The following is a 20684-nucleotide window of genomic DNA, read 5'->3' as shown; positions in this document are numbered from 1 at the left end:
GTTAGGAGAATTTAATATGGCCAATTTCGATGTTGCCATTTTTGAAAAACGGCATCAAACTGTTGAAATGTTTGTTTGCTTATTGGAGCATTTTCAATACCATTTGGAAATTGCATCATCATTTGCGCATACATATCTTTCAAACGGTATGCATGTCGTAAATTTATGATAGGATATGGTGGATCAAAAGAAGTCATCCATTGCAATTCATCCCAAATATTTTGCATAGCAATTGTGCAAGTTTCAACTCCTTTTTGCGTTTTTCCGGCACGAATGTATAGTTTCCCAATTGCAAATGAAAATTGCTTGTACGGAATAGTTTTATTAGGAAAGAGTGAATTACACACATCTAATACTTCAATTGCTTTTTTAGTCTTTCCTTCTTCTAGTAATGCTTGCGCAAGAAAGTAATAATTCTGTCTTAATATATTACGTGCATAATCTTTATTTTCACTTTTTAAGAAGGTGTTTTCGTCATTCAACCCTTTAAAATCAACTTGATTCATAATGTATGGGTACATCATTTCAGTGTCTACAATTTTTGGATTGAGTTGTGGATTTTTTCGTTGAATTGGCGCTAAAATATTCACCATTCCATGTTGAATAAAATAGGGTTCTAATCCTATATTTTGGCGTTTTTTACTATTAATCGCAAAGCAAATTGGACGATCTTGAATGTTATTGGTCAAAATATTCATCAAAACAATTTCGTTTAAACCATAAAACTTTTTCGGATGATTCCACGTAATTGTTGAAGTATATGAAGTATTTACAGTTGTAGGATCAATTATTTTTTTAATACGTGTCGTATCAATTGAAATTGAAAATGACGTAGACGGAATGTAATGACGCAAACTTCCATTCCAGTTGATGCGCGTTGTTTTATCATTTAAAAAATTGAATAGTATGGGAAGATTTGCCGCTTCTTTTATTTCTTCCTGTAAAGGAAATAATTTTTCAGTACCACTGATATATAAATCTTTGGGTAGGGTTAGTTTGATAGGTTTTGAATCGTAAATTTTTCGTTTTAAATTATCAATATGTGTATCAATATTTAATTGATCAAAATTAATGACACGAACATCCGTACGATAGCCTTCAACTTGTTGTAAATACCAAATTGGAAACGTCATATTATCTCCATCTGTAATTAAAATAGCTTGTTGCGGACAGGCATCTAAATAGGCTTTTCCGAAGTTGCATGCAAAATTATCATGACTACGTTGGTGATTGTCCCAACCTTTTGCAAATAACTGCCCTGGTGCGGCTAAAAATGCAATACAACCAACTATTATAAAGCGAATTTTCTGATTTGCAATGAATTTAGTGAATTGAAATAATGCAACTACTGAAAGTCCAACCCACAATGCAAAAATGATGAATGAACCAATAAAAATATAATCGCGTTCACGAATTAATATACTTGACGGAACTGGATTTATATAGATTGTAATTCCGATACCAAAGGTTAAAAATAGGAGTAAAGTCGTCCAAAAATACTGTTTGTGTTTCCATAAGGCAATTAATCCCAAAATACCCAAGATGAACGGCAAAAAGTAGAAACCATCATTTCCTTTGTGATTTTTGTAATGTTCTGGAATGATAGCTTGATCTCCGATTCGATGTTTATCAATTAGATTAATTCCGCTAATCCAGTTTCCATCTTTGATATACCCAAGTCCTTGATGATCGTTTTGTCGTCCGATAAAATTCCAATACAAATAACGAAGATTCAACCAAATTACTTGATAGTTTATAAAAAAGCTTAGATTTTCACTAAATGTTGGTTTGTTGATGGTGACAACTTCATTTTGCACAGGATACTTTATAGGTTCACCAAAAATTGGCGTCCATGCTTTGTACTTTTCGGCGTCACTTTTGTCAAACATTCTAGGAAAAAATGTTTTGAATTCACTGGCATAATTCACGATTTTGAACTTTCCATCATGAACTTTGATATATTTCTTTTGATCAGGATTATACGTATACGCAGGTTTTCCATCTAAAAAACCAACATCTTTATCCAGAGGAGCATTATACACAGGGCCAGTTAGCAGAGGAATTGAACTAACACCAAACTGTTCAGCACGTACATATTGTAGCATTTTTTGACTATTTGACATGCTATCTGAAACCAACATATTAATGCTAGATCGTTGTAATGACATGAAAAAAGAGCTCATTCCAATTAAAAAGAAAATAATACCCAACGTACTGTAATACATTGTTATTTTTTGATGCTTTCGCGAGAATACTAAAGTGAACGAAATACTAATTGAAACCAATAAAAGGAAGATGATAATTCCTGTATTTAAAGGCATTTTATATGAATTTACTAGCCAAATATCTAAGGAGTTGGTAAGCTTTATAATTCCTTGAACCATAAATATATAGATAAAAAAGAAGGATACTAAACCAATAGCTAATGAAATACAAAAACTTTTAATAGTGAGTCCAAATTTTTTGTGAGCAATTAAGAGTGAAAACGGAATAACAATGGATAATAAAATTAAGTGTACGCCTGTAGAAATTCCCAGCATGAATGCTAAGAGTAGCAACAAAGTGACTTCTTTGTGTTTGTCTTGCGTACGTTCCCATACTAACATCACATGAATCATTCCTGTCATAAGCGCAAATGATAACGTATATACTTCTGTTTCGGTGGAAGCTGTCCAAAAACTATCTGAAAAAGCCAGTGTTAAAGCAGCAATAATTCCAGAAACTATAGCTACTGTAGGCGCATGATTACTTTTAGGTAGCGAAAGTACACGTTCGGCTATATTTGTAACGATTCTAAATAAGAAAGTAACAGTTAATGCTCCAAAAAAAGCAGAAATCAAATTACTAGCGTACGCTGCCATACTTGCTGGAAAAAATGATAAAATTACGTTACATAAAATTGTATAAAAAGGAGCGCCTGGAGGATGCGATGCCTGCAAGGTAAAACTACTCGTAATAAACTCCGAACTGTCCCAGAATGCAATGGTTTTGGACATAGAAACTGCATATACAAAGAACACGAATGCGAAGAGCATCCAGCTACTCAGTTTTTTAGCTTTTGGCATTATGATGGGTTAATTTTCATGCAATATAAAGGAATTATTCATTCTAAAAAATTACAAAATATAAATACGATAGAAACAAAATCAACAAGAATTAGCCAAAAACAGGTGTATTCCCCTATACTCGTTAATGATTAGTTAATTATATTTGAAAATTATGTTAAAATTATAATTGTTATATTTGGATACCATAATTAAATAAACTAACAACAATACTATTATGAAAAAACAATTACCCCTCGTTATTGTGTTTGTATTTTGCCTATTAGGAATAACAGGTATGCAAGCACAAACGCTAAATGAAACCATGGGTACCGGTTCAGGAGTCGCAATTACTTCTGGAGACTTCAACACATTTTATGGAGATAGTACAGGTAGTTTTATTACCACAGGATCAAGAGTAACACTATTTGGTTACAGCGCTGGACGAAGCGTTACTACAAGTGAGTTGGTTGCTATCGGATATCTTGCAGGATACTCAAATACCACTGGTTTTGATAACACTTTTATAGGTTATGAAGCTGGACGTTTGAATATCAACGGTGGAGATAATACCTTTATCGGAGCAGAATCTGGAGAAAATAACACAACTGGTTATGACAACACATTCGTCGGTGAAGAATCTGGAGCAAACAACACCACTGGTTATGAAAACACATTCATCGGAGAAGATGCAGGTTTTAGTAACACCACTGGTTACAAGCAAACATTCGTAGGTAACGAAGTAGGTATTTCTTCAGACGTTGGTTACCGAAATACAGCTATTGGTAGTGAAGCTATGAGTGATGTTGATGACGGTCACCACAATACAGGAGTTGGAGATTCTGCTGCAATTGATATTGGAGACGGTATTTACAATACAATGGTTGGTGCCGCTGCCGGAGTTGCTACAGAATGGGCAGATTATAATACATTTATTGGAGCACAAGCAGGTTGGGATAACAACCGTACAAATAATACTTCGAATGCAAACCATAACACGTATGTAGGTTTCTCTACTGGTTTTTCAAACCGAGAAGGACAATACAATGTTGGTATGGGATCGTTAGCCGATTTTGACAATACGAACCGTTCTAACGCCGTATTTTATGGGTATGATATTACTGTAAGTAACAATAATGTAATGGGATTTGGTAACAGAGCATTTATTGATGGACAATATTCAGTTTCTTTAGGACATGATCATGATGTACGAGGTGATTACTCTATTATGATGGGATATTTAGGGAATATGGGTACGCTAGCTGATTACTCAGTTGGTATTGGTGATCGTGTAAATGTTGCAGAAAATGATGCTGTAGGTATTGGACGCGATGTAGATATAGACAATCAATTTGCAATAGCGATCGGTTCTACGACAGTTGCACAGAATGACGGAGCCATTGTTATTGGATATCAAGCTTCTTCTTTAGATCCAAGTGCTTTAAATCCTACTAATAACATTGCCATAGGTACTAGCGCAAGGGTACAAGGATTCAATTCGGTTGCTATTGGTAATGCTGCCACAGCCTTAAATGATAACACAATGGTGCTTGGTGGAAGCATAAATCCATTAAGTGTAGGTATCGGAACAGATACACCAAACGCAAATGCTTCTTTAGACTTAACAGGAACAACAAAAGGTTTACAACTAAACCGTATGACAACTGCAGAACGTACTGCTTTTGGAAGCTCACTAGGAGCAACTGATGAAGGTATGGTAGTGTACGATACTGAAACAGATAATTCTTTTTATTGGGATGGAACAGAGTGGAAAGGTATGATGGATACAGATTTAGACGAACAAGCAATTTCTGTTGCTAGTGACGTTTTAAGTATTACAGGAAGTGCTGGGACAGTTGATTTATCTCCATATTTAGACAATACAGATGCACAAGCAATTTCTGTTGCTGCAAATGTACTAAGTATTACAGGTGATGCTGGAACAGTAGATTTATCAGGATACCTAGACAATACTGATGCACAGGCAATTTCTGTAGCTTCTGATATTTTAAGTATCACAGGAAGTGCTGGAACAGTAGATTTATCAGGATATTTAGACAATACAGATGCACAAGATTTATCATTATCAGGAACTACCTTAAATATTTCTGGTGGAACTGGCGTTGATTTAGCTCCATTACAAGATGGAACAGGAACGGACAACCAAAATTTAACGTCTGCTACAATATCATCAAATATACTAACAGTTGCTATCGAAGGTGGAACTTCTGTAAATGTTGATTTATCAGGATATTTAGATAACACCGATAGTCAAGGTTTATCATTATCAGGAACAACTTTAAATATTTCTGGTGGAACTGGCGTTGATTTAGCTCCATTACAAGATGGAACAGGAACGGACAGTCAAGCAATTTCTGTTGCCGCAAACGTATTAAGTATTACAGGTGATGCAGGAACTGTTGATTTATCAGGATACTTGGACAATACTGATAGTCAAAATTTATCTTTATCAGGAAGTACTTTAAATATTTCTGGCGGAACTGGTGTAGATTTATCATCACTTGCAGATGGAACAGGAACAGATAATCAAAACTTAACTTCTGCAACCTTAAGTGGAAACACATTAACAGTTGCTATTGAAGGTGGAACTTCTGTAAACGTTGATTTATCTCCAATCCTAGCAAGTTTAGAAGCCGAAAACAGTGCACAACAAGATCAAATAAATGATTTAATCACGAGAGTAGAAGCTATTGAAGCTTGTGCTTGTAGCGGAACTTTAGGTTTACCTGGTGGAGGAGATGCATCAAGAGACGGAGCTATTCTATATCAAAATATTCCAAATCCGTTTAATGATACTTCTTCAATTCGTTACTTTGTTCCACAAACAATGACAGGAGAAGCTTCTATTGTATTTGTAAATACTGCTGGACAAATTATTTCGAAAGTAGATTTACAACAAAAAGGAGATCAAGAATTAGACATTAATACAAGAACATTATCTTCAGGAATGTATTACTACACATTATATGTTGGTGGTCAGAAAGTAGATACTAAGAAAATGATTATTGAGTAATTTATACAACTCATATTCAATTCTCAAAATAAAACAAAAAAGCTTCGTAGTTTACGGAGCTTTTTTTATTTTTAGTGAAACTCATTTTAAGAAATCTATACGGCAAACTTCAAAATTATAAGTTGAACTAATTCTGCTGAAAATTAAAATCTTAAACTTGAGCCATTTTAAATAGATTCTATAAAGATAGTCGCCACAATAGTAAAGGTTCATGTCTTTTATTTTTTAAACACTATGAAAATCTTTAATGTCGATCTTTTAAATACAGGATTAATCATCATCGCTCTTATAGTAGCCTATTGGTTGCCATTTGAGCTTTTTCTCTTTGCATACGCAGTATTAGGGCCATTACATTACTTTACAGAAATCAATTGGATTCGAGAAAAAGAATATTTTGTTGCAAACAATAAACTTTGGATTTGGCTTACGATTACCTTTTCACTATTACTATCAATTCCATTGCTACTTCAATTGCCAATTTTTGAAGCACTTCAAAATCGTACCATAATAAAGCAAATTTCTTTTTACCTGCCAACATATTTAAACGCATGCTTCTCTATAGCCATAGCGTGTGCCATAGCATTTGTAGCATTTAAAAAGAAAACACATCAATACTTAATAATTGCGTTAGGAATTGCGTTAGCGGTGCTATTACACTTTTACACATTATACCATGTTATTATTGGAATCTTGTTGCCAACAGTTATTCACGTATATCTATTCACATTATTATTTATGTGGTATGGAAACCTAAAATCAAAATCCAAATTAGGATACTTCAATGTTATTTTACTACTTGCAATTCCTTTTATCATTGCATTTGTCAACTTTTCGTTACATGGTTTTTCAATTGGAAAAAAAACGGTTGCTATATACAACCAAAATAGCTTTCATATATTGAATATGAACATTTCTAAACTCTTTGGTTTCTCAGACGGAAAAAGCTTTTCATTGTCAAATATTATAGATGTAAAAATTCAAATATTCATAGCATTTGCGTACACCTATCATTATCTAAACTGGTTTTCAAAAACAACAGTAATTGGTTGGCACAAAAAGCTATCACAAAAACGTTCGTTATTTATTCTACTAGTATGGATCGTTTCCGTTGCGTTATATTTCTATGATTATCGAGTTGGTTTAACACTACTTTTATTCTTAAGCTTATTACATGTATTTCTGGAATTTCCATTAAATGTAATTTCTATAAAATCAATTGGAGCTTCTATATTCAAACCTAAAAAAACATAAACATGCGTCTTACTATTCTAATACTAATATCAATTCTTTGTTTTTCCTGTGGGAAGAAACAAGCGGAAGAAGTAAAACCACCTAGAAAAGCAATAACTTCCGTCACTGTGAATCCAATTTTTGACGATTCTATAAGTATAAGAGCAATTGCAGTAACACCTAATGATGATTTAATTTATGGAGGAAACAAAACAACGATTGGTCATTATGATGCAAAAAAGAACACACATACAGCGTTGCTAAAAGGGAAAGTGCCCGATTCTTTAAATGTGAGTTTCAGAGCGACAGCGTATGTAAACGGAAATACATTCGGAATCTCTATTGTAAATCCAGCGTTATTATATAAAATTTCATCCAAAGGAAACGTTTTATTAGTCTACAAAGAAGCGCATGAAAAAGTATTTTATGATGCAATGGCTTTTTGGAATACCAGAGAAGGAATTGCTATTGGCGACTCAACAGACGATTGCATGAGTATGATTATTACACGTGATGGTGGAAACACATGGAATAAAATTGCGTGCGAAAACTTACCAAAAGTAAACGATGGAGAAGCCGCTTTTGCCGCAAGTAATACAAACATTGTGACCAAAGGAAACGAAACGTGGGTTGCAACAGGCGGAAAAACGAGTAGAATACTATATTCGGGAGATAAAGGAAATACGTGGACATCGTATGAAACGCCTATAGTGCAAGGATTGGAAACGACAGGAATCTATTCATTGGCTTTTTACGATGCAAAAAATGGTTTTGCTATTGGTGGCGATTATACCAAAGCAGCTGTAAATGAAGCTAACAAAATCAGAACTTCGGATGGTGGGAAAACGTGGAAACTTGTTGCTCAAAATAGCGGTCCAGGTTACAGGAGTTGTGTGCAATATGTACCAAACAGTGATGCCAAAGAATTGATTGCTATTGGTTTCAAAGGAATTGACTATTCCCAAGATGCAGGAACTACTTGGACACATTTATCTGACGAAGGATTTTATACCATTCGTTTTGTAAACGATTCGATTGCGTATGCCGCAGGGAAAAATCGTATTGCTCGGTTAACGTTTAAATAAAAATTACTGCAACTCTTTTATCGTTTTTTCAATGCGACTATGTCCCAACATAGATTGCATAAACTCAAATGCCGGAATTGCCATTACACGACTCATTTCGGGTTCAATAATTGCATTGGTTTCACTTTTTTGCTTTCTAGTTAAGTCGCGAATTTCGTCATTATTAGCCTTAATAATTTTATAAATTTTATCAACACAAGTAAGAGTTTTTATGTCGTCTCCATAAATGGCTTTTACATCATCAAAATAAAAACGATGTGGTAAATAAATGCTTGTAAAAGTCACTTTCTCTTTTTCTAACGTATCCAAAAGTGTTAATTTATCTTTCACATAACCCGGTAACATTTCCGTTGCCGCTACGGAATTTAAAATAGCAGAAAGTTCATTAGAAACATTAATTTTAGTTCCTTTACAATTCATCATAATGGAATCTAAACACGATTTTACATACGCGGCTTTGTCATTTATAATATTAATAAAGATTGAGGTTTTCTCTTTTGCGGTAGAATCTACTTGATCTACAGCTTCATACAATTTATAAGCAGATAACAACCCTGAATTTTCATAAATTCCGCCATCATTATACTGTCCTTTTCCTGCAATAGATGCCGCCGGACTGATCAATGGAAATCTATTGGTTGTAGAAACGGCATTATAAAAACTCAACGTAGTCGTATCACTTATCTTTAAAATATCATTTGCGCCCGCATACAAGATATCATTTACAGTTTTATCGTGTGTTTTGATAGAAACCGCCATTCCTTGTCGTCCTTTGATATCAGTTGTATTGCTAATTAAAATTGGAAAGTGGTTGCCACTTTTCGTATACATTTCAGACCAATAGTGTCTGTATGAAATTGTATCAAATTTTTTCTGATCAAATTCATAATTATTATTAGTATCATAATATTTCGGATCTGAATAGCGTGCATATCGTTTCATAGCGCCTGTAGAACGGTCTTTTCCCTTTAAATCTTTAAAAGGAACCAACACATGGTTTAGCCAATCTCTTCCGAACACATGCGTTAAATCCATTGATAAAATATTCTCCGTGCTAATTTCTTTAATTGCTTTTTCTCGCTTTTCTTTCGAATTAATTTCATGCTTAATTACTGAATAGTTTATCAACCCAATAGTTCCACCTGAAGCGCCTGATAAACAAGCAGTTTTATCGTACAATGTATTGTTTTTATCCAATGCATTCAATACGGTCATTGTCCACGCATTTGCTTTCATTCCGCCACCATAACAACCAATATAATAACGTGTTTTGGGTAAATTTTTTGCATACGTTTCAAAATTGACACTAGTGTCAGAAACGTTTTTTGTAACGGGTTCTAATTCAAATAAATTACTACGACTACTTTCATTAAATCGTGCTAAAAAATTTAAAACCACAATAGTCAAAACGGAAACATATAATATAAATAAAAAACGATGTTGTTTGGCAACGGGTACTACTTTTTCCCTTGTTGTATGTAGGAGTTCCGTTTGTAGTTCTTTTAGTTTTTCAGTTAGTAATTTAAAACGAATTCCACGTTCTGTAGCATCTTCTATTGTTGGAATTTCATCTACTTTCTTCGCTTCTAATTTTTCTATTTTTAATGCTAAACTTTGTTCTTTTTCTTTTACCACTTCTACTTTCGATTTGTAATAAATGAAGTGTTTTAAGATGATGACAATCATTCCATAAAAAAGAAAGAAATACGAAAGTAAAATAAGGATTGCATTAATTTTTAACGCCAACGTTGGCCAAATATTAATTACGACTAAAAAACTAGCATTTAAGAATCCGAAATAGGCAATGATTTGTAAAAAGATGATATTATTACTCAATGAACCAAGACTAAGACTTCCAATTCTAATTTTTGCAATACGCTGAAATAAAGAATTCTTGTTTTGAAGTTCATTTTTTTCAAACTTATCCAGAATCTTTTGTTGCTTTTCAATATCAGTTCCATTATAACTTTTGTCACGCATAATGATGAAACTATTAATAATTGCTGGAATTTTTTTATTGAAAAACGCATACTTAAACACAGAACGAAACGTACGGTAATACATATACGTTATGGTTTGAAGAATGATACAAATTAAGCTAAACAATACAGTTAGATAGGTGTACGGAGCAAAAATGTATAATGAAATAAACAACACTACGTGTACTACAATAGTCACTACTAAAAAGATAAGGTAAGTAGTAATTTCTTTGTGTAAATTTGGTTTTTCTTGTCGTGTGTAATATGAATTTGGATGATCAAAATCAATAACTTGTATATCTTCTTTGTGATAAGCGTACCAAATGTCTTTTTTCTTTTTCAATTCGTACAACCACCAAAGTGAAAAGATTAATAAAAATAGGGAAGAACCGCTAATACTAATGGGAGTATCAAAATTTGTATCAGTTGTGTAGGCAATCATATAAAAAAGTGCAACGTAAAAAAAAACACCTAACGTTCTTCGTAAAAAGCCAAGCCAACTTTCATGAATAAAGTTTTTCGTTTTATCAATTTTCTCACGTTTACTATCGCTACTGTACCAAATAATTCCAAATAAACCTAGTGATTTGGTCATGTACCAATTCTTTTTACCAATGCGTTTATTGGAATACGAAAATAAAAAGTATGCAGGATAATGTGATAATGTAATGCAGTAAATAGGCGCATAGATACCTAAAAGTATAACCACAAACCAAATTGGATGGTAGTATAAATCGACAATAATAGAGTTTACTTGTGGCGCTTTTGGTAACGTAAGTCCAATAATAACGAGGAATAAAAGACTAATCCATGCTGATAATAAAAAATCTCTCAAAATGGCAAGTTTATCTTTTAAAGAATAATACATAATAACCAGAACAACATATACAATTGAAATTGAAAAACCGACAATTTTGAGTGTAGCAATGGTTTCAGGATATTCTTTTGTGGCTAAATACCATGTGTTTTCAGTACAATCTAACAAAAAAGTAATGCAACTTATGATAAGAAAAGGCCAGTAAAACCAACGAATTTTTTTAGTTTGCAAAGTTGCTTTGTTATACACATATAAACCCAACAAAAAGAATAACAAAAACGACCAAAAATAGTCAATAATAAAATAGGTCCAAAAATAGAAGAGTTGTTCAGGCGCTTCATTTACAGTAGTTGTGAACCATTTGACTTTCACAATATCTTCATCAAACTGTGGAACATGAATCCAGCCTTTTAATGAAAATAATCCTGTAGCAATTTTCATCAAAGTAGATAATATAACAAAAACGATGATGAGTTTTTTTGTATATCCTTGTTGCTTACTATATGTGTAAGGATTGAAATTTCTTAATCGTGACATTCAGTTTAATTATTTCAGAAAAGTACGATTATTCCACAATAATAAAAATACTCATGTGTAAGTATTTTATAAGAAAGGAGCGTTTTGTAGAACGCTCCTTGTCACCAATCACCAAAAATTATAATGAAATGAATAACTATCACTAGTTGTTACATTACATATTTTAGACTGAAATATGTAGTAAAGGTTTAAAAACAAAAAGAGCATTTTCTATAAAAAAAATGCTCTTTTCTAATCAATGCATAAGAATAGAAACTACTCTAGGCTTTTTAGGACATTGATATTTGTTATCCGCGACGTTTTTTTCGAAACTCTTTCATTAACTTTCTATTAAAATCGCGCTCGGCTTTTTTGAGTTGTATAATCTTTTTTGCAGGAAGTACTTTTTTGAGTTTTCGAAACAAATCTCTATTGTTTTCATATACTTGCGTTTCTAAAGCTTCCAAACGTGTTAAGATTTCTTGCGCTTCAGCTTCCGACATTTTTTCCATGTCTTTCACTTCTTTTTTAATTTTAGAAAATCCTTTTACACGTAAATCGTGATTTCTATCATCGTACGCATTGTAAATTGGCCAAAATTTTTGTGCTTCTGCTGCTGTAAGGTTTAAGTTTTCAGTAAAATAAGCAATCTTTAATTTCTGAATTTTCTCCTTATTTTGCTTTCCGTGTTCACCTTTTTGTGCAAATCCGACTAAAAGTCCAAAGCACAAAAATAGGAATGTAGTATATAATTTTTTACTCATAATATTATTCAATTAATAAATCATATGGATCTGCTGTATTTCCTAAATAATCTATTGTTTCTGTTTCGTTTAATTCTACTTCAAAAATAGTAGAGACATCTATGTTTTCTTCTTCAAAAGCCATGATAACATCATAGTTATTCAAAGCGATTAAATCATTTTCAATAAATGTGTTAATTTCACTATTAGCAACATCATCAAAAATAGAACCTTGTTTTACATCACTTTGGAAAAAATTGATAGCACCAAGCAACACGATACATGCGGCTGTAGCATAACTAATATATTTTAAATATCTTTTTCTGTTTGATAGTGGAATTACTTTAATTTCTTCCTGTTCAGTAGAAAATAATTTGGCTGTTAAACTATCTTCCAAACTATCAAAATAGGTGTCAGGCACTTTGAAACCGTTTTCCTTAGGAATCACAGCTTCCGCTTGAATTTTCTCAAAAAGACGTGCTTCAAACGATTCAAAGTAGTCTTTCGGAGTTGAAAATCCTTCTGTTAATTTTTTGCTATGTAATTCGTTCTTTTTCACAATGGTTTGACTCTAAATTGTTTAAAAGGTTTAATGTTCTGTTGTTAAAATTTTTTCTATCTTTTTTACTGCGTGATGATACGAAGCTTTCAAAGCACCAACTGAAGTGTCTAAAACGTCACTCATGTCATTATATGTAATATCATCAAAATACTTCATATTAAATACCAATTGTTGCTTTTGTGGCAAAGTTGCAATTGCTTTTTGCAATTTTAATTGAATTTCATCACCTTCAAAATATACATCGGCTTGTAAATTATTGACCAAATGCTCTTGCAATTCTTCCGAAGAAATACCTGCTTTTTTTGATCGTTGATTGATGAATGTAATCGATTCATTCGTAGCAATTCTGTACATCCATGAATACAATTTACTGTCGCCTTTAAATTTGTCAATACTTCGAAATACTTTAATAAATGTATTTTGAAGCACATCGTCAGCATCTTCATGATGTGTTACCATTTTACGAATATGCCAATACAAACGCTCCTTGTACGTAGACACAAGTACACGAAACGCTTTTTGTTGCGTTTTCGGGTTCTTTAAATCATCTATTAGCGTTGTTTCTACGACGTTCAATGTATTTGTATTTTGTTCTTTGACTTTGTAATGAAGTAAAGGTTTAATCTAAAGATAAAAAATATGATTCTTATGAAGATAGAAATTCACAGATTTATACTTCAATGGATTCCTGCCTACGCAGGAATGACAATTAGTTGTATGTAAGTTTTTTTAAATCGTCTGCATTTGAACCAACTTAGAATACATGCTGTTATTGCTAATTAATTCTTCGTGTGTTCCTTGTTCAACAATTTCACCTTTTTGCATAACCACAATTACATCTGCTTTTTGAATGGTAGATAATCTGTGTGCAATGACAATAGAAGTTCTGTTTTTCATCATATTTTCTAAGGCAACTTGCACTAAACGTTCACTTTCGGTATCTAGGGCAGAAGTAGCTTCATCTAAAATCATGATTGGCGGATTCTTTAATACGGCTCTTGCAATACTCAAACGTTGTTTTTGTCCGCCAGATAATTTTCCACCAGAATCTCCTACATTATGATCTAAAACTTCGGGTAAGTCTTTGACAAATTCCCATGCATTGGCAATTTTCAAGGCTTCAATAATTTCTTCGTCAGTAGCGTCTTGTTTTCCAAGTTTTACATTATTACGAATACTTTCATTAAATAAGATAGAATCTTGTGTTACCAATCCCATCAAACCACGTAGAGAAGCCTTTGTAAAGGTTTTGATATTTTCTCCATCAACTTCAATACTGCCTTCATTTACATCGTAAAAACGTGTTACAAGGTTTGCAATGGTACTTTTTCCACTTCCCGATTGTCCAACTAAGGCAACTGTTTTTCCTTTCGGAACTTTGAGTGAAAAGTCTTTAAGTACGTATGTATCATCATATTTAAAGGAAATGTTTTTTAATGCTATTTCAGAATTAAAATCTTCTTTTGTTTTAGCATTTGGCGCATCTGCAATAGGGCTTTCGGTTTCTAAAATCTCTAATACACGGTCAGCAGCAGCATTTCCTCTTTTAACACCATATGAAGCTTTTGAGATTGCTTTTGCAGGTGTTAAAATTTGCCATGATAATCCTATGTAGGCTATAAAAGCACTTGCTTTTAAAGTTTTTTCTACCAATACCATGTTTCCGCCATACCAAAGTAACACAGCTATAATAACAATTCCTAGAAACTCACTCGTCGGAGAGGCTAAGTTTTGACGATTTAATAATTTATTAGAAAAACTGAAAAAGCGATACGTAGATTCTTTAAAACGATCTCCAAAATAAGATTCTCCATTAAACCCTTTAATTACACGTAATCCTCCTAAAGTTTCTTCTAAATGAGATAAAAAGATTCCTTGTTCTTTTTGTGTATTTTCAGAGTGTTTTTTTAATTTTTTTCCAACTGAAGAAATAATAAAACCAGAAATTGGAATAAAGATAAATACGAAAAGTGTCAATTTTGAACTAATAAAAAACATCGCACCAATTGTAAACAGAATAGTTAAAGGTTCTTTCACAATAAGCTCTAAAACAGATAAGAACGAGTTTTGAATTTCACCAACATCTGCTGAAGTTCTAGCAATTACATCGCCTTTACGTTTCTCTGAATAAAAAGAAATAGGCAATGCTGTAATTTTATCATACAATTCATTTCGAACATCTTTCAAGATTCCATTTCGTAAAAAAGTAATAAAATACATGGCTAAATAAGAGAATATATTTCTAAAAAAGAATAATACAATGATCAGAATAATCATGTACATCAATGTATTAATTTGTCCTTCACTCTCTGAAGTAGTAGTGATAAAATAATTCAAATAATTTTCTGAATATTCTTTAATGTTACCGTTGAAAATTGGTTTTTTAGTCAATTTTTCTCCTTCATCAAAAAGTACGGTAAGCATTGGAATTAATGCTACCATTCCTAACGTACTAAACAATGCATAAAGTATATTGAAGAAAATATTTAAGTATGCGTATTTTTTATAAGGTATTGCAAAACGCAATATTTTTTTAATATAATTCATTAGTTGAGTTTCATTTCTTGTACGATGCGTTCAATTTTTGCATCGAGTTGTTTTTCTACATCTGCGTAATCAGCTTTGTTTGCTAATGGCAACTTTACACTAAAGTAGAATTTTATTTTCGGTTCTGTACCGCTAGGACGTGCCGCAATTTTAGTACCATCTTCTGTGTAATAGATTAATACATTTGATTTTGGCACTAATATAGGCGTTGTGTCAGTAGTTGTCATGTCAATTGCTGTAGAAGTTTGGTAATCTTCAATGCGAACCACTTTTGAACCGTCAATAGTTGTTACTGGATTTTCGCGTAAATCAATCATCATTTGCTTTATTTCTGCCGCGCCATCCATTCCTTTTTTAACCATAGAAATCAATTTTTCTTTATAGAAACCGTGTGCAACGTACATGTCAATTAAAGTTTCATAAAAAGAACTTCCATTGGCTTTTGCCTGTGTAGCAATTTCGCAAGCTAATAATGCGGCTGTAACGGCATCTTTGTCACGTACAAAATCTCCTGTCATAAAACCGAAACTTTCTTCGCCACCGCCAATAAATTCAAGTTCTGGAAAATCTTTGATCATTTTTGCAATCCATTTAAAACCTGTTAAGCCAATTTTGCACTCAACATTATACGCAGTTGCCAAATCAACCATCATTGGAGTTGATACAATTGTAGATCCAATAAATTGTTTCCCGTTAATTTTACCGTTGTTTTTCCATTGTTGCAATAAGAAATCGGTCATGACAACCATGGTTTGATTTCCGTTTAACAGAATCATATTTCCATCTAAATCACGAACTGCAACTCCCAAACGATCACTATCAGGATCAGTTCCGATAACGATATCAGCGTTTGTAATATTTGCTAGTTTCAAAGCCATTTCTAGGGCTTCTGGTTCTTCTGGATTTGGTGATTTTACTGTTGGAAAATCGCCATCTGGTGTAGCTTGTTCAGCTACGATGTATATATTGTTGTATCCTGCTTCACGCAAAACAGGAGGAATCATAGTGATAGAAGTTCCGTGTAAAGATGTAAACACAATGTTTACATCATCTTTTTTTGGCGCTTTAAAATCTGCATTTGCAACACTTGCTTTTACAAAAGCTTCATCAATTTCCGTGTCTATCAATTTGATCAACTCATTTTTTGCTTCAAACTTGATTTCAGAAAAATCTAATACATTGATTTCATTTATGATTTCTTCATCTTCTGGCGGTACAATTTGTCCACCATCTGTCCAATATACCTTATAACCGTTATATTCTGGCGGATTGTGCGAAGCTGTTAAGACAATTCCACAATGACAATTTAGATACTTTACAGCAAATGACAATTCTGGTGTCGGACGTAAATCTGAAAATAAAAATACTTCAATATTATTTGCAGAAAATACATTTGCAACCGTTTGTGCTAACGACTTACTATTGTGTCTACAATCGTATGCAATAGCAACTTTTAAAGGTTCATTTGGATACACTTTTTTAAGGTAATTACTTAATCCTTGTGTATTTTTCCCAAGTGTATATTTATTAATTCTATTGGTTCCAGGTCCCATAACACCACGCATTCCGCCTGTTCCGAAAGCTAAATCTGTGTAAAAACTTTCAGTAAGTTCTTTTGGGTCTGTATCAATAAGTTGTTGCACTTTTGCAATTGTGTCCGAATCAAAATTTGGGTTCAACCAAGCTGTTGCTTTTTCCAGAATTTTTGCGTCAATCTTTGTCATTAAAAGAAAATTTAGATACAAAAATAATGAATTCATTTGGTTTCTATTTTGCTAGGAAGGATATTTTGGATAACTTTATTGAATTGCTATGAATAATATGAAAGAAAAAACTCTAAAACTCTTTTGCATATTACTTTTTTTCTGTTCTATAATTAACGCACAACGAGAAACCGCTAACTGGTTTTTTGGTATAAATGCTGGATTAGATTTTAACAGTGGAACCCCAACATTGTTAGGTAATAGTCAAGTAAATACACTTGAAGGTTGTTCAACGATTTCAGATGAGAATGGTTCCTTACTATTCTATACAGATGGAGTAACCGTGTGGAATCGTTTGCATGAAATTATGTCTAATGGAACTGATCTAATAGGAAGCTTTTCGAGTACGCAATCATCCATTATTGTGCCAAGTCCTGGCAATCCTACTATTTATTATATTTTTACAACAGATGTTGTAGATGCTTACGATCCAGTAACAAATACAAGTAACGGATTTAATTATACGATAGTAGATATGACGCTTGATGGCGGAATGGGAGCAGTCACGGATAAAAATGTAAATTTAATGCCAAATACATCTGAGAAAGTAAGTTCTGCATTAAGTACTGACGGAAATTTTTGGGTTGTTACGCATTATGAAAATTCATTTTACGCATTTAAAGTAACAGGTGCTGGTGTAGATACTGTTCCAGTCATTTCACAAACTTCTTTTACTGTTTCGAGTTATCGAAATACGAGAGGAAATATGAAAATATCTCCCAATGGTGAAAAACTAGCAATTGCACATGCGTTCTTTTTTCCTGAGCAAAAAGGATATCTATATTTATATGATTTTAATAAAGAAACAGGTGTTGTACAGAATTCAGATTTTTTAGGAGAGAGTCTTACATACTATGGCGTTGAGTTTTCTTCAAATTCTTCAAAATTATATGCTTCTGGAAAATTACTTAGCACAGATAATTCAATTTCAAATATACAATTGCAACAGTTTGATGTTGATGCCGTTAGTGTTAGTAATACACGATATGTTGTATACAATTATGAACAAAGTCAAGTAGCTCCATCTTTGGGCGGAAGCTTACAAATTGGATTTAATAAGAGAATTTATCACTCATTACCTGGTTCAACATTATCATCTATAAATTCGCCAAATTTATCAGGTCCTGACTGTAATTTTCAATTCAATAGTGTAAATTTAGGAACTAATTTTGCACGTTTTGGCTTGCCATCTTATGTACAATCATATTTTGAAAGTATTGCCACGATTGAGAATCAATGTTTTGGAGATACAACAACTTTTACTGTAGATGATACGACCGATATTGTCTCTATAAATTGGAATTTTGACGATCCAGCTTCAGGTGCAAACAATACTTCTACACAAATATCTCCTTCTCATGTGTTTACAAATACTGGTGTGTATATTGTTACCGCTGAGGTTGCTTTTACAAATGAACCTAATAGAACTTTCAATGAAGTTGTTGTCATTGATGAAGTTCCTGAAGTGTTGAATGTACAATATACTATACAACAATGTGATGTTGATAGTAATCCGAACGATGGAATTACGATATTTAACTTGGAAGTAGCCACAAATTTTATTCGTGCCAACACTACATCTCCTGATGTTCAAGTATCATTTTATGAGAATTTAAATGATGCAGAATTAAACCAACATATAATTAACGGTCCTTTTTATACGAATTCGGTAAATGAACAAATTATTTATGCAAGAGTTTTTGATAATCCAGCATGTTTTACGATCAGAACTGTAAGATTAAAAGCCACTGTAGGCGGATATCTTGATCAATATACAAGCATTGATGTTTGTGAATTAGATACCAATGGAATTGCGATATCTCAAATAGTAGCCGAACTTTCTGAAGATTTTCTTGGAGCTAGTATTGCAATTTATCTATCTGATAATGATGCGCTGTTAGCACAAAATCAATTATCTGATACAGTACAAATTAACACATCAATTGAGCAACTGTTCTTTAGAGTTTCTTACGGAGCTGAGGATTGTTCTGCGATAGGAAATGTTTCTATAAATGTGATAGCACAACCACAAGTAGACGATCAAGAAGTATTTTTATGTGGTGGAGACGGAGCAGCGGTACTACTCGAATTGGAAGAAAATTTTGCAGGATATACTTGGTCTACCAATGAAACTACACCAATGATTTCTGTTACAGAAACGGGAACCTATTATGTGGTCGTTACAAATGGAGCTGGTTGTGAAACAGAAGTTGCTTTTGTAGTTACGGAAGTATCACCAATAGAAATTGATAACATAGAAGTATCTGATTTTCAAGATAGGAATTCTATCAAAATTAATCTTGTAGGAGCAAGTGCACAGGAAGTTTTGTATTCTATTAATGGAGGCGCAACATTTTATGAATCTAATGAATTTACTAATTTATTTCCAGGTGTGTATGATATTGTAGTAAAACGCGAAAATTGCGATTCAACTTCTGGAGTAGTCTTAGTTGGCGGGTTTCCAAAATTCTTTACACCAAACGGAGATAACATAAATGATACTTGGTCATTAATAGGCAAAGAATTTTATCCAAACGCTATTATTGAATTGTATGATAGATATGGTAAAAACCTAGATTACATAAAAGCCGATAGAGAATGGGATGGAACTTATAGAGGAAGTCCTTTGCCAGCTGGCGATTATTGGTATAAACTCACTCTAGAAAACGGAAGAACCATCACAGGAAACGTAACGCTCAAGCGTTAAAATTAACTTTTCAAAATAAAGGATTGAGCACATTGGACTCGTCATGAGTCTATTTTGTTTTTAGTAATTACAGGAACATTTGTATCAGTACATTATTTCTTCAATTTAGAATAGCTAAAAATCTTCGAGCCATCATTAGTTTTGATTGGTATTGTAGTGGCTTATGTGATTAATTTCCAAATTAATTCAGCTAATGGGAGTATTTGGTAAGCAAATAAAATAGAGCCTTATTACAAATACTTCAAAAATATTCGGAATGTTTATTCACAAAACGTCTTAAAGTTATTTTCAACCAGCAATTATAGTATACTTAACAAATACTTACAAACTGTAGATTGTATGCCGCCTACAAGGTAAATCAGCTACAATTAAGATGGTTCAGTACAATTGTGTTATATCAAAACTGCATCATACACTTTCAGAATCAATGTAAAATTCCAACATTCAAGGTGTTGATTTTTCTAAAGTTTAACTGATGTTACAGAAAAATCATCTATGAATTGAATGATTTTTTAATGTAACGAAACCTGTGTATCTCTATAAAAAATTTCAATTTTTAAATAGGTATGGTGTCTTCTAAATTATAAACACTAAGTCTCGAATTTCTGATCATAAAAAACATTATTTTTATTTAGAATGAATAAGAATAATATATAT

General features: G+C 32.7%; 11 protein-coding genes. 4 read left to right on the top strand and 7 right to left on the bottom strand.

The annotated features are described in order from the left end of the window. Positions 1–11: 11 nt before the first annotated feature. Complete coding sequence (locus ACQ654_RS04120; protein ID WP_430409047.1) at positions 12–3065, bottom strand: glycosyltransferase family 117 protein; 3054 nt, start codon at positions 3063–3065, stop codon at positions 12–14. 217 nt (positions 3066–3282) lie between these two features. Between ACQ654_RS04120 and ACQ654_RS04115 the strand changes: the two genes are divergently transcribed. The 3 genes from ACQ654_RS04115 to ACQ654_RS04105 all read left to right on the top strand — a co-directional run bounded on the left by ACQ654_RS04115 (position 3283) and on the right by ACQ654_RS04105 (position 8393). Next, positions 3283–6078 carry a T9SS type A sorting domain-containing protein gene (locus ACQ654_RS04115; protein ID WP_430409046.1) on the top strand — a complete coding sequence of 932 codons (2796 nt, stop codon included), beginning with the start codon at positions 3283–3285 and terminating at the stop codon, positions 6076–6078. Between the two features lie 234 nt (positions 6079–6312). Further along, a complete protein-coding gene (locus ACQ654_RS04110; protein ID WP_430409045.1) occupies positions 6313–7329 on the top strand; it encodes a hypothetical protein in 1017 nt (338 codons plus the stop codon). 2 nt (positions 7330–7331) lie between these two features. Then, on the top strand, positions 7332–8393 hold the full coding sequence (locus ACQ654_RS04105; protein ID WP_430409044.1) for an oxidoreductase: 1062 nt from the start codon (positions 7332–7334) through the stop codon (positions 8391–8393). Positions 8394–8396: 3 nt separating this feature from the next. On the opposite strand, the gene ACQ654_RS04100 is transcribed toward ACQ654_RS04105, so the two are convergent. The 6 genes from ACQ654_RS04100 to ACQ654_RS04075 all read right to left on the bottom strand — a co-directional run bounded on the left by ACQ654_RS04100 (position 8397) and on the right by ACQ654_RS04075 (position 17281). Continuing rightward, positions 8397–11726 (bottom strand): hypothetical protein, encoded by a 3330-nt coding sequence (locus tag ACQ654_RS04100; protein ID WP_430409043.1) that lies wholly within the window; start codon positions 11724–11726, stop codon positions 8397–8399. A 287-nt stretch (positions 11727–12013) separates the two neighbouring features. Next, positions 12014–12469: a sensor of ECF-type sigma factor gene (locus ACQ654_RS04095; protein ID WP_430409042.1), complete on the bottom strand. Its 456-nt coding sequence runs from the start codon at positions 12467–12469 to the stop codon at positions 12014–12016. Between the two features lie 4 nt (positions 12470–12473). Beyond that, entirely contained in the window at positions 12474–13007 is a 534-nt protein-coding gene (locus ACQ654_RS04090; protein WP_430409041.1) for a hypothetical protein, read from the bottom strand. Positions 13008–13037: 30 nt separating this feature from the next. Continuing rightward, the gene (locus ACQ654_RS04085) at positions 13038–13586 is read right to left on the bottom strand and encodes an RNA polymerase sigma factor (RefSeq protein WP_430409040.1); all 549 of its coding nucleotides are present in this window, start codon (positions 13584–13586) and stop codon (positions 13038–13040) included. A gap of 153 nt (positions 13587–13739) precedes the next feature. Further along, the gene (locus tag ACQ654_RS04080; protein WP_430409039.1) at positions 13740–15557 is read right to left on the bottom strand and encodes an ABC transporter ATP-binding protein; all 1818 of its coding nucleotides are present in this window, start codon (positions 15555–15557) and stop codon (positions 13740–13742) included. Further along, entirely contained in the window at positions 15557–17281 is a 1725-nt protein-coding gene (locus ACQ654_RS04075; RefSeq protein WP_430409038.1) for a phospho-sugar mutase, read from the bottom strand. Before ACQ654_RS04075 ends, ACQ654_RS04080 begins: the two co-directional genes overlap by 1 nt. A 97-nt stretch (positions 17282–17378) precedes the next feature. On the opposite strand from ACQ654_RS04075, the gene ACQ654_RS04070 reads away from it, so the two are divergent. Further along, complete coding sequence (locus ACQ654_RS04070) at positions 17379–20027, top strand: T9SS type B sorting domain-containing protein (RefSeq protein ID WP_430409037.1); 2649 nt, start codon at positions 17379–17381, stop codon at positions 20025–20027. The last annotated feature ends 657 nt before the right edge of the window (positions 20028–20684 follow it).

Origin of the sequence: Kordia sp., assembly GCF_965283645.1 — a bacterium.
Classification (GTDB): domain Bacteria; phylum Bacteroidota; class Bacteroidia; order Flavobacteriales; family Flavobacteriaceae; genus Kordia.
The sequence above is the reverse complement of the archived record's forward strand: the minus strand, read 5'-3'. Positions and strand labels throughout refer to the sequence as shown.

Bases quoted from the DNA above. Each gene is read 5' to 3' on its own strand.
- ACQ654_RS04115 (WP_430409046.1), top strand. From the start codon at position 3,283: ATGAAAAAACAATTACCCCTCGTTATTGTGTTTGTATTTTGCCTATTA.
- ACQ654_RS04120 (WP_430409047.1), bottom strand. From the start codon at position 3,065: ATGCCAAAAGCTAAAAAACTGAGTAGCTGGATGCTCTTCGCATTCGTG.
- ACQ654_RS04080 (WP_430409039.1), bottom strand. From the start codon at position 15,557: ATGAATTATATTAAAAAAATATTGCGTTTTGCAATACCTTATAAAAAA.
- ACQ654_RS04095 (WP_430409042.1), bottom strand. From the start codon at position 12,469: ATGAGTAAAAAATTATATACTACATTCCTATTTTTGTGCTTTGGACTT.
- ACQ654_RS04070 (WP_430409037.1), top strand. From the start codon at position 17,379: ATGAAAGAAAAAACTCTAAAACTCTTTTGCATATTACTTTTTTTCTGT.
- ACQ654_RS04100 (WP_430409043.1), bottom strand. From the start codon at position 11,726: ATGTCACGATTAAGAAATTTCAATCCTTACACATATAGTAAGCAACAA.
- ACQ654_RS04075 (WP_430409038.1), bottom strand. From the start codon at position 17,281: ATGACAAAGATTGACGCAAAAATTCTGGAAAAAGCAACAGCTTGGTTG.
- ACQ654_RS04105 (WP_430409044.1), top strand. From the start codon at position 7,332: ATGCGTCTTACTATTCTAATACTAATATCAATTCTTTGTTTTTCCTGT.
- ACQ654_RS04110 (WP_430409045.1), top strand. From the start codon at position 6,313: ATGAAAATCTTTAATGTCGATCTTTTAAATACAGGATTAATCATCATC.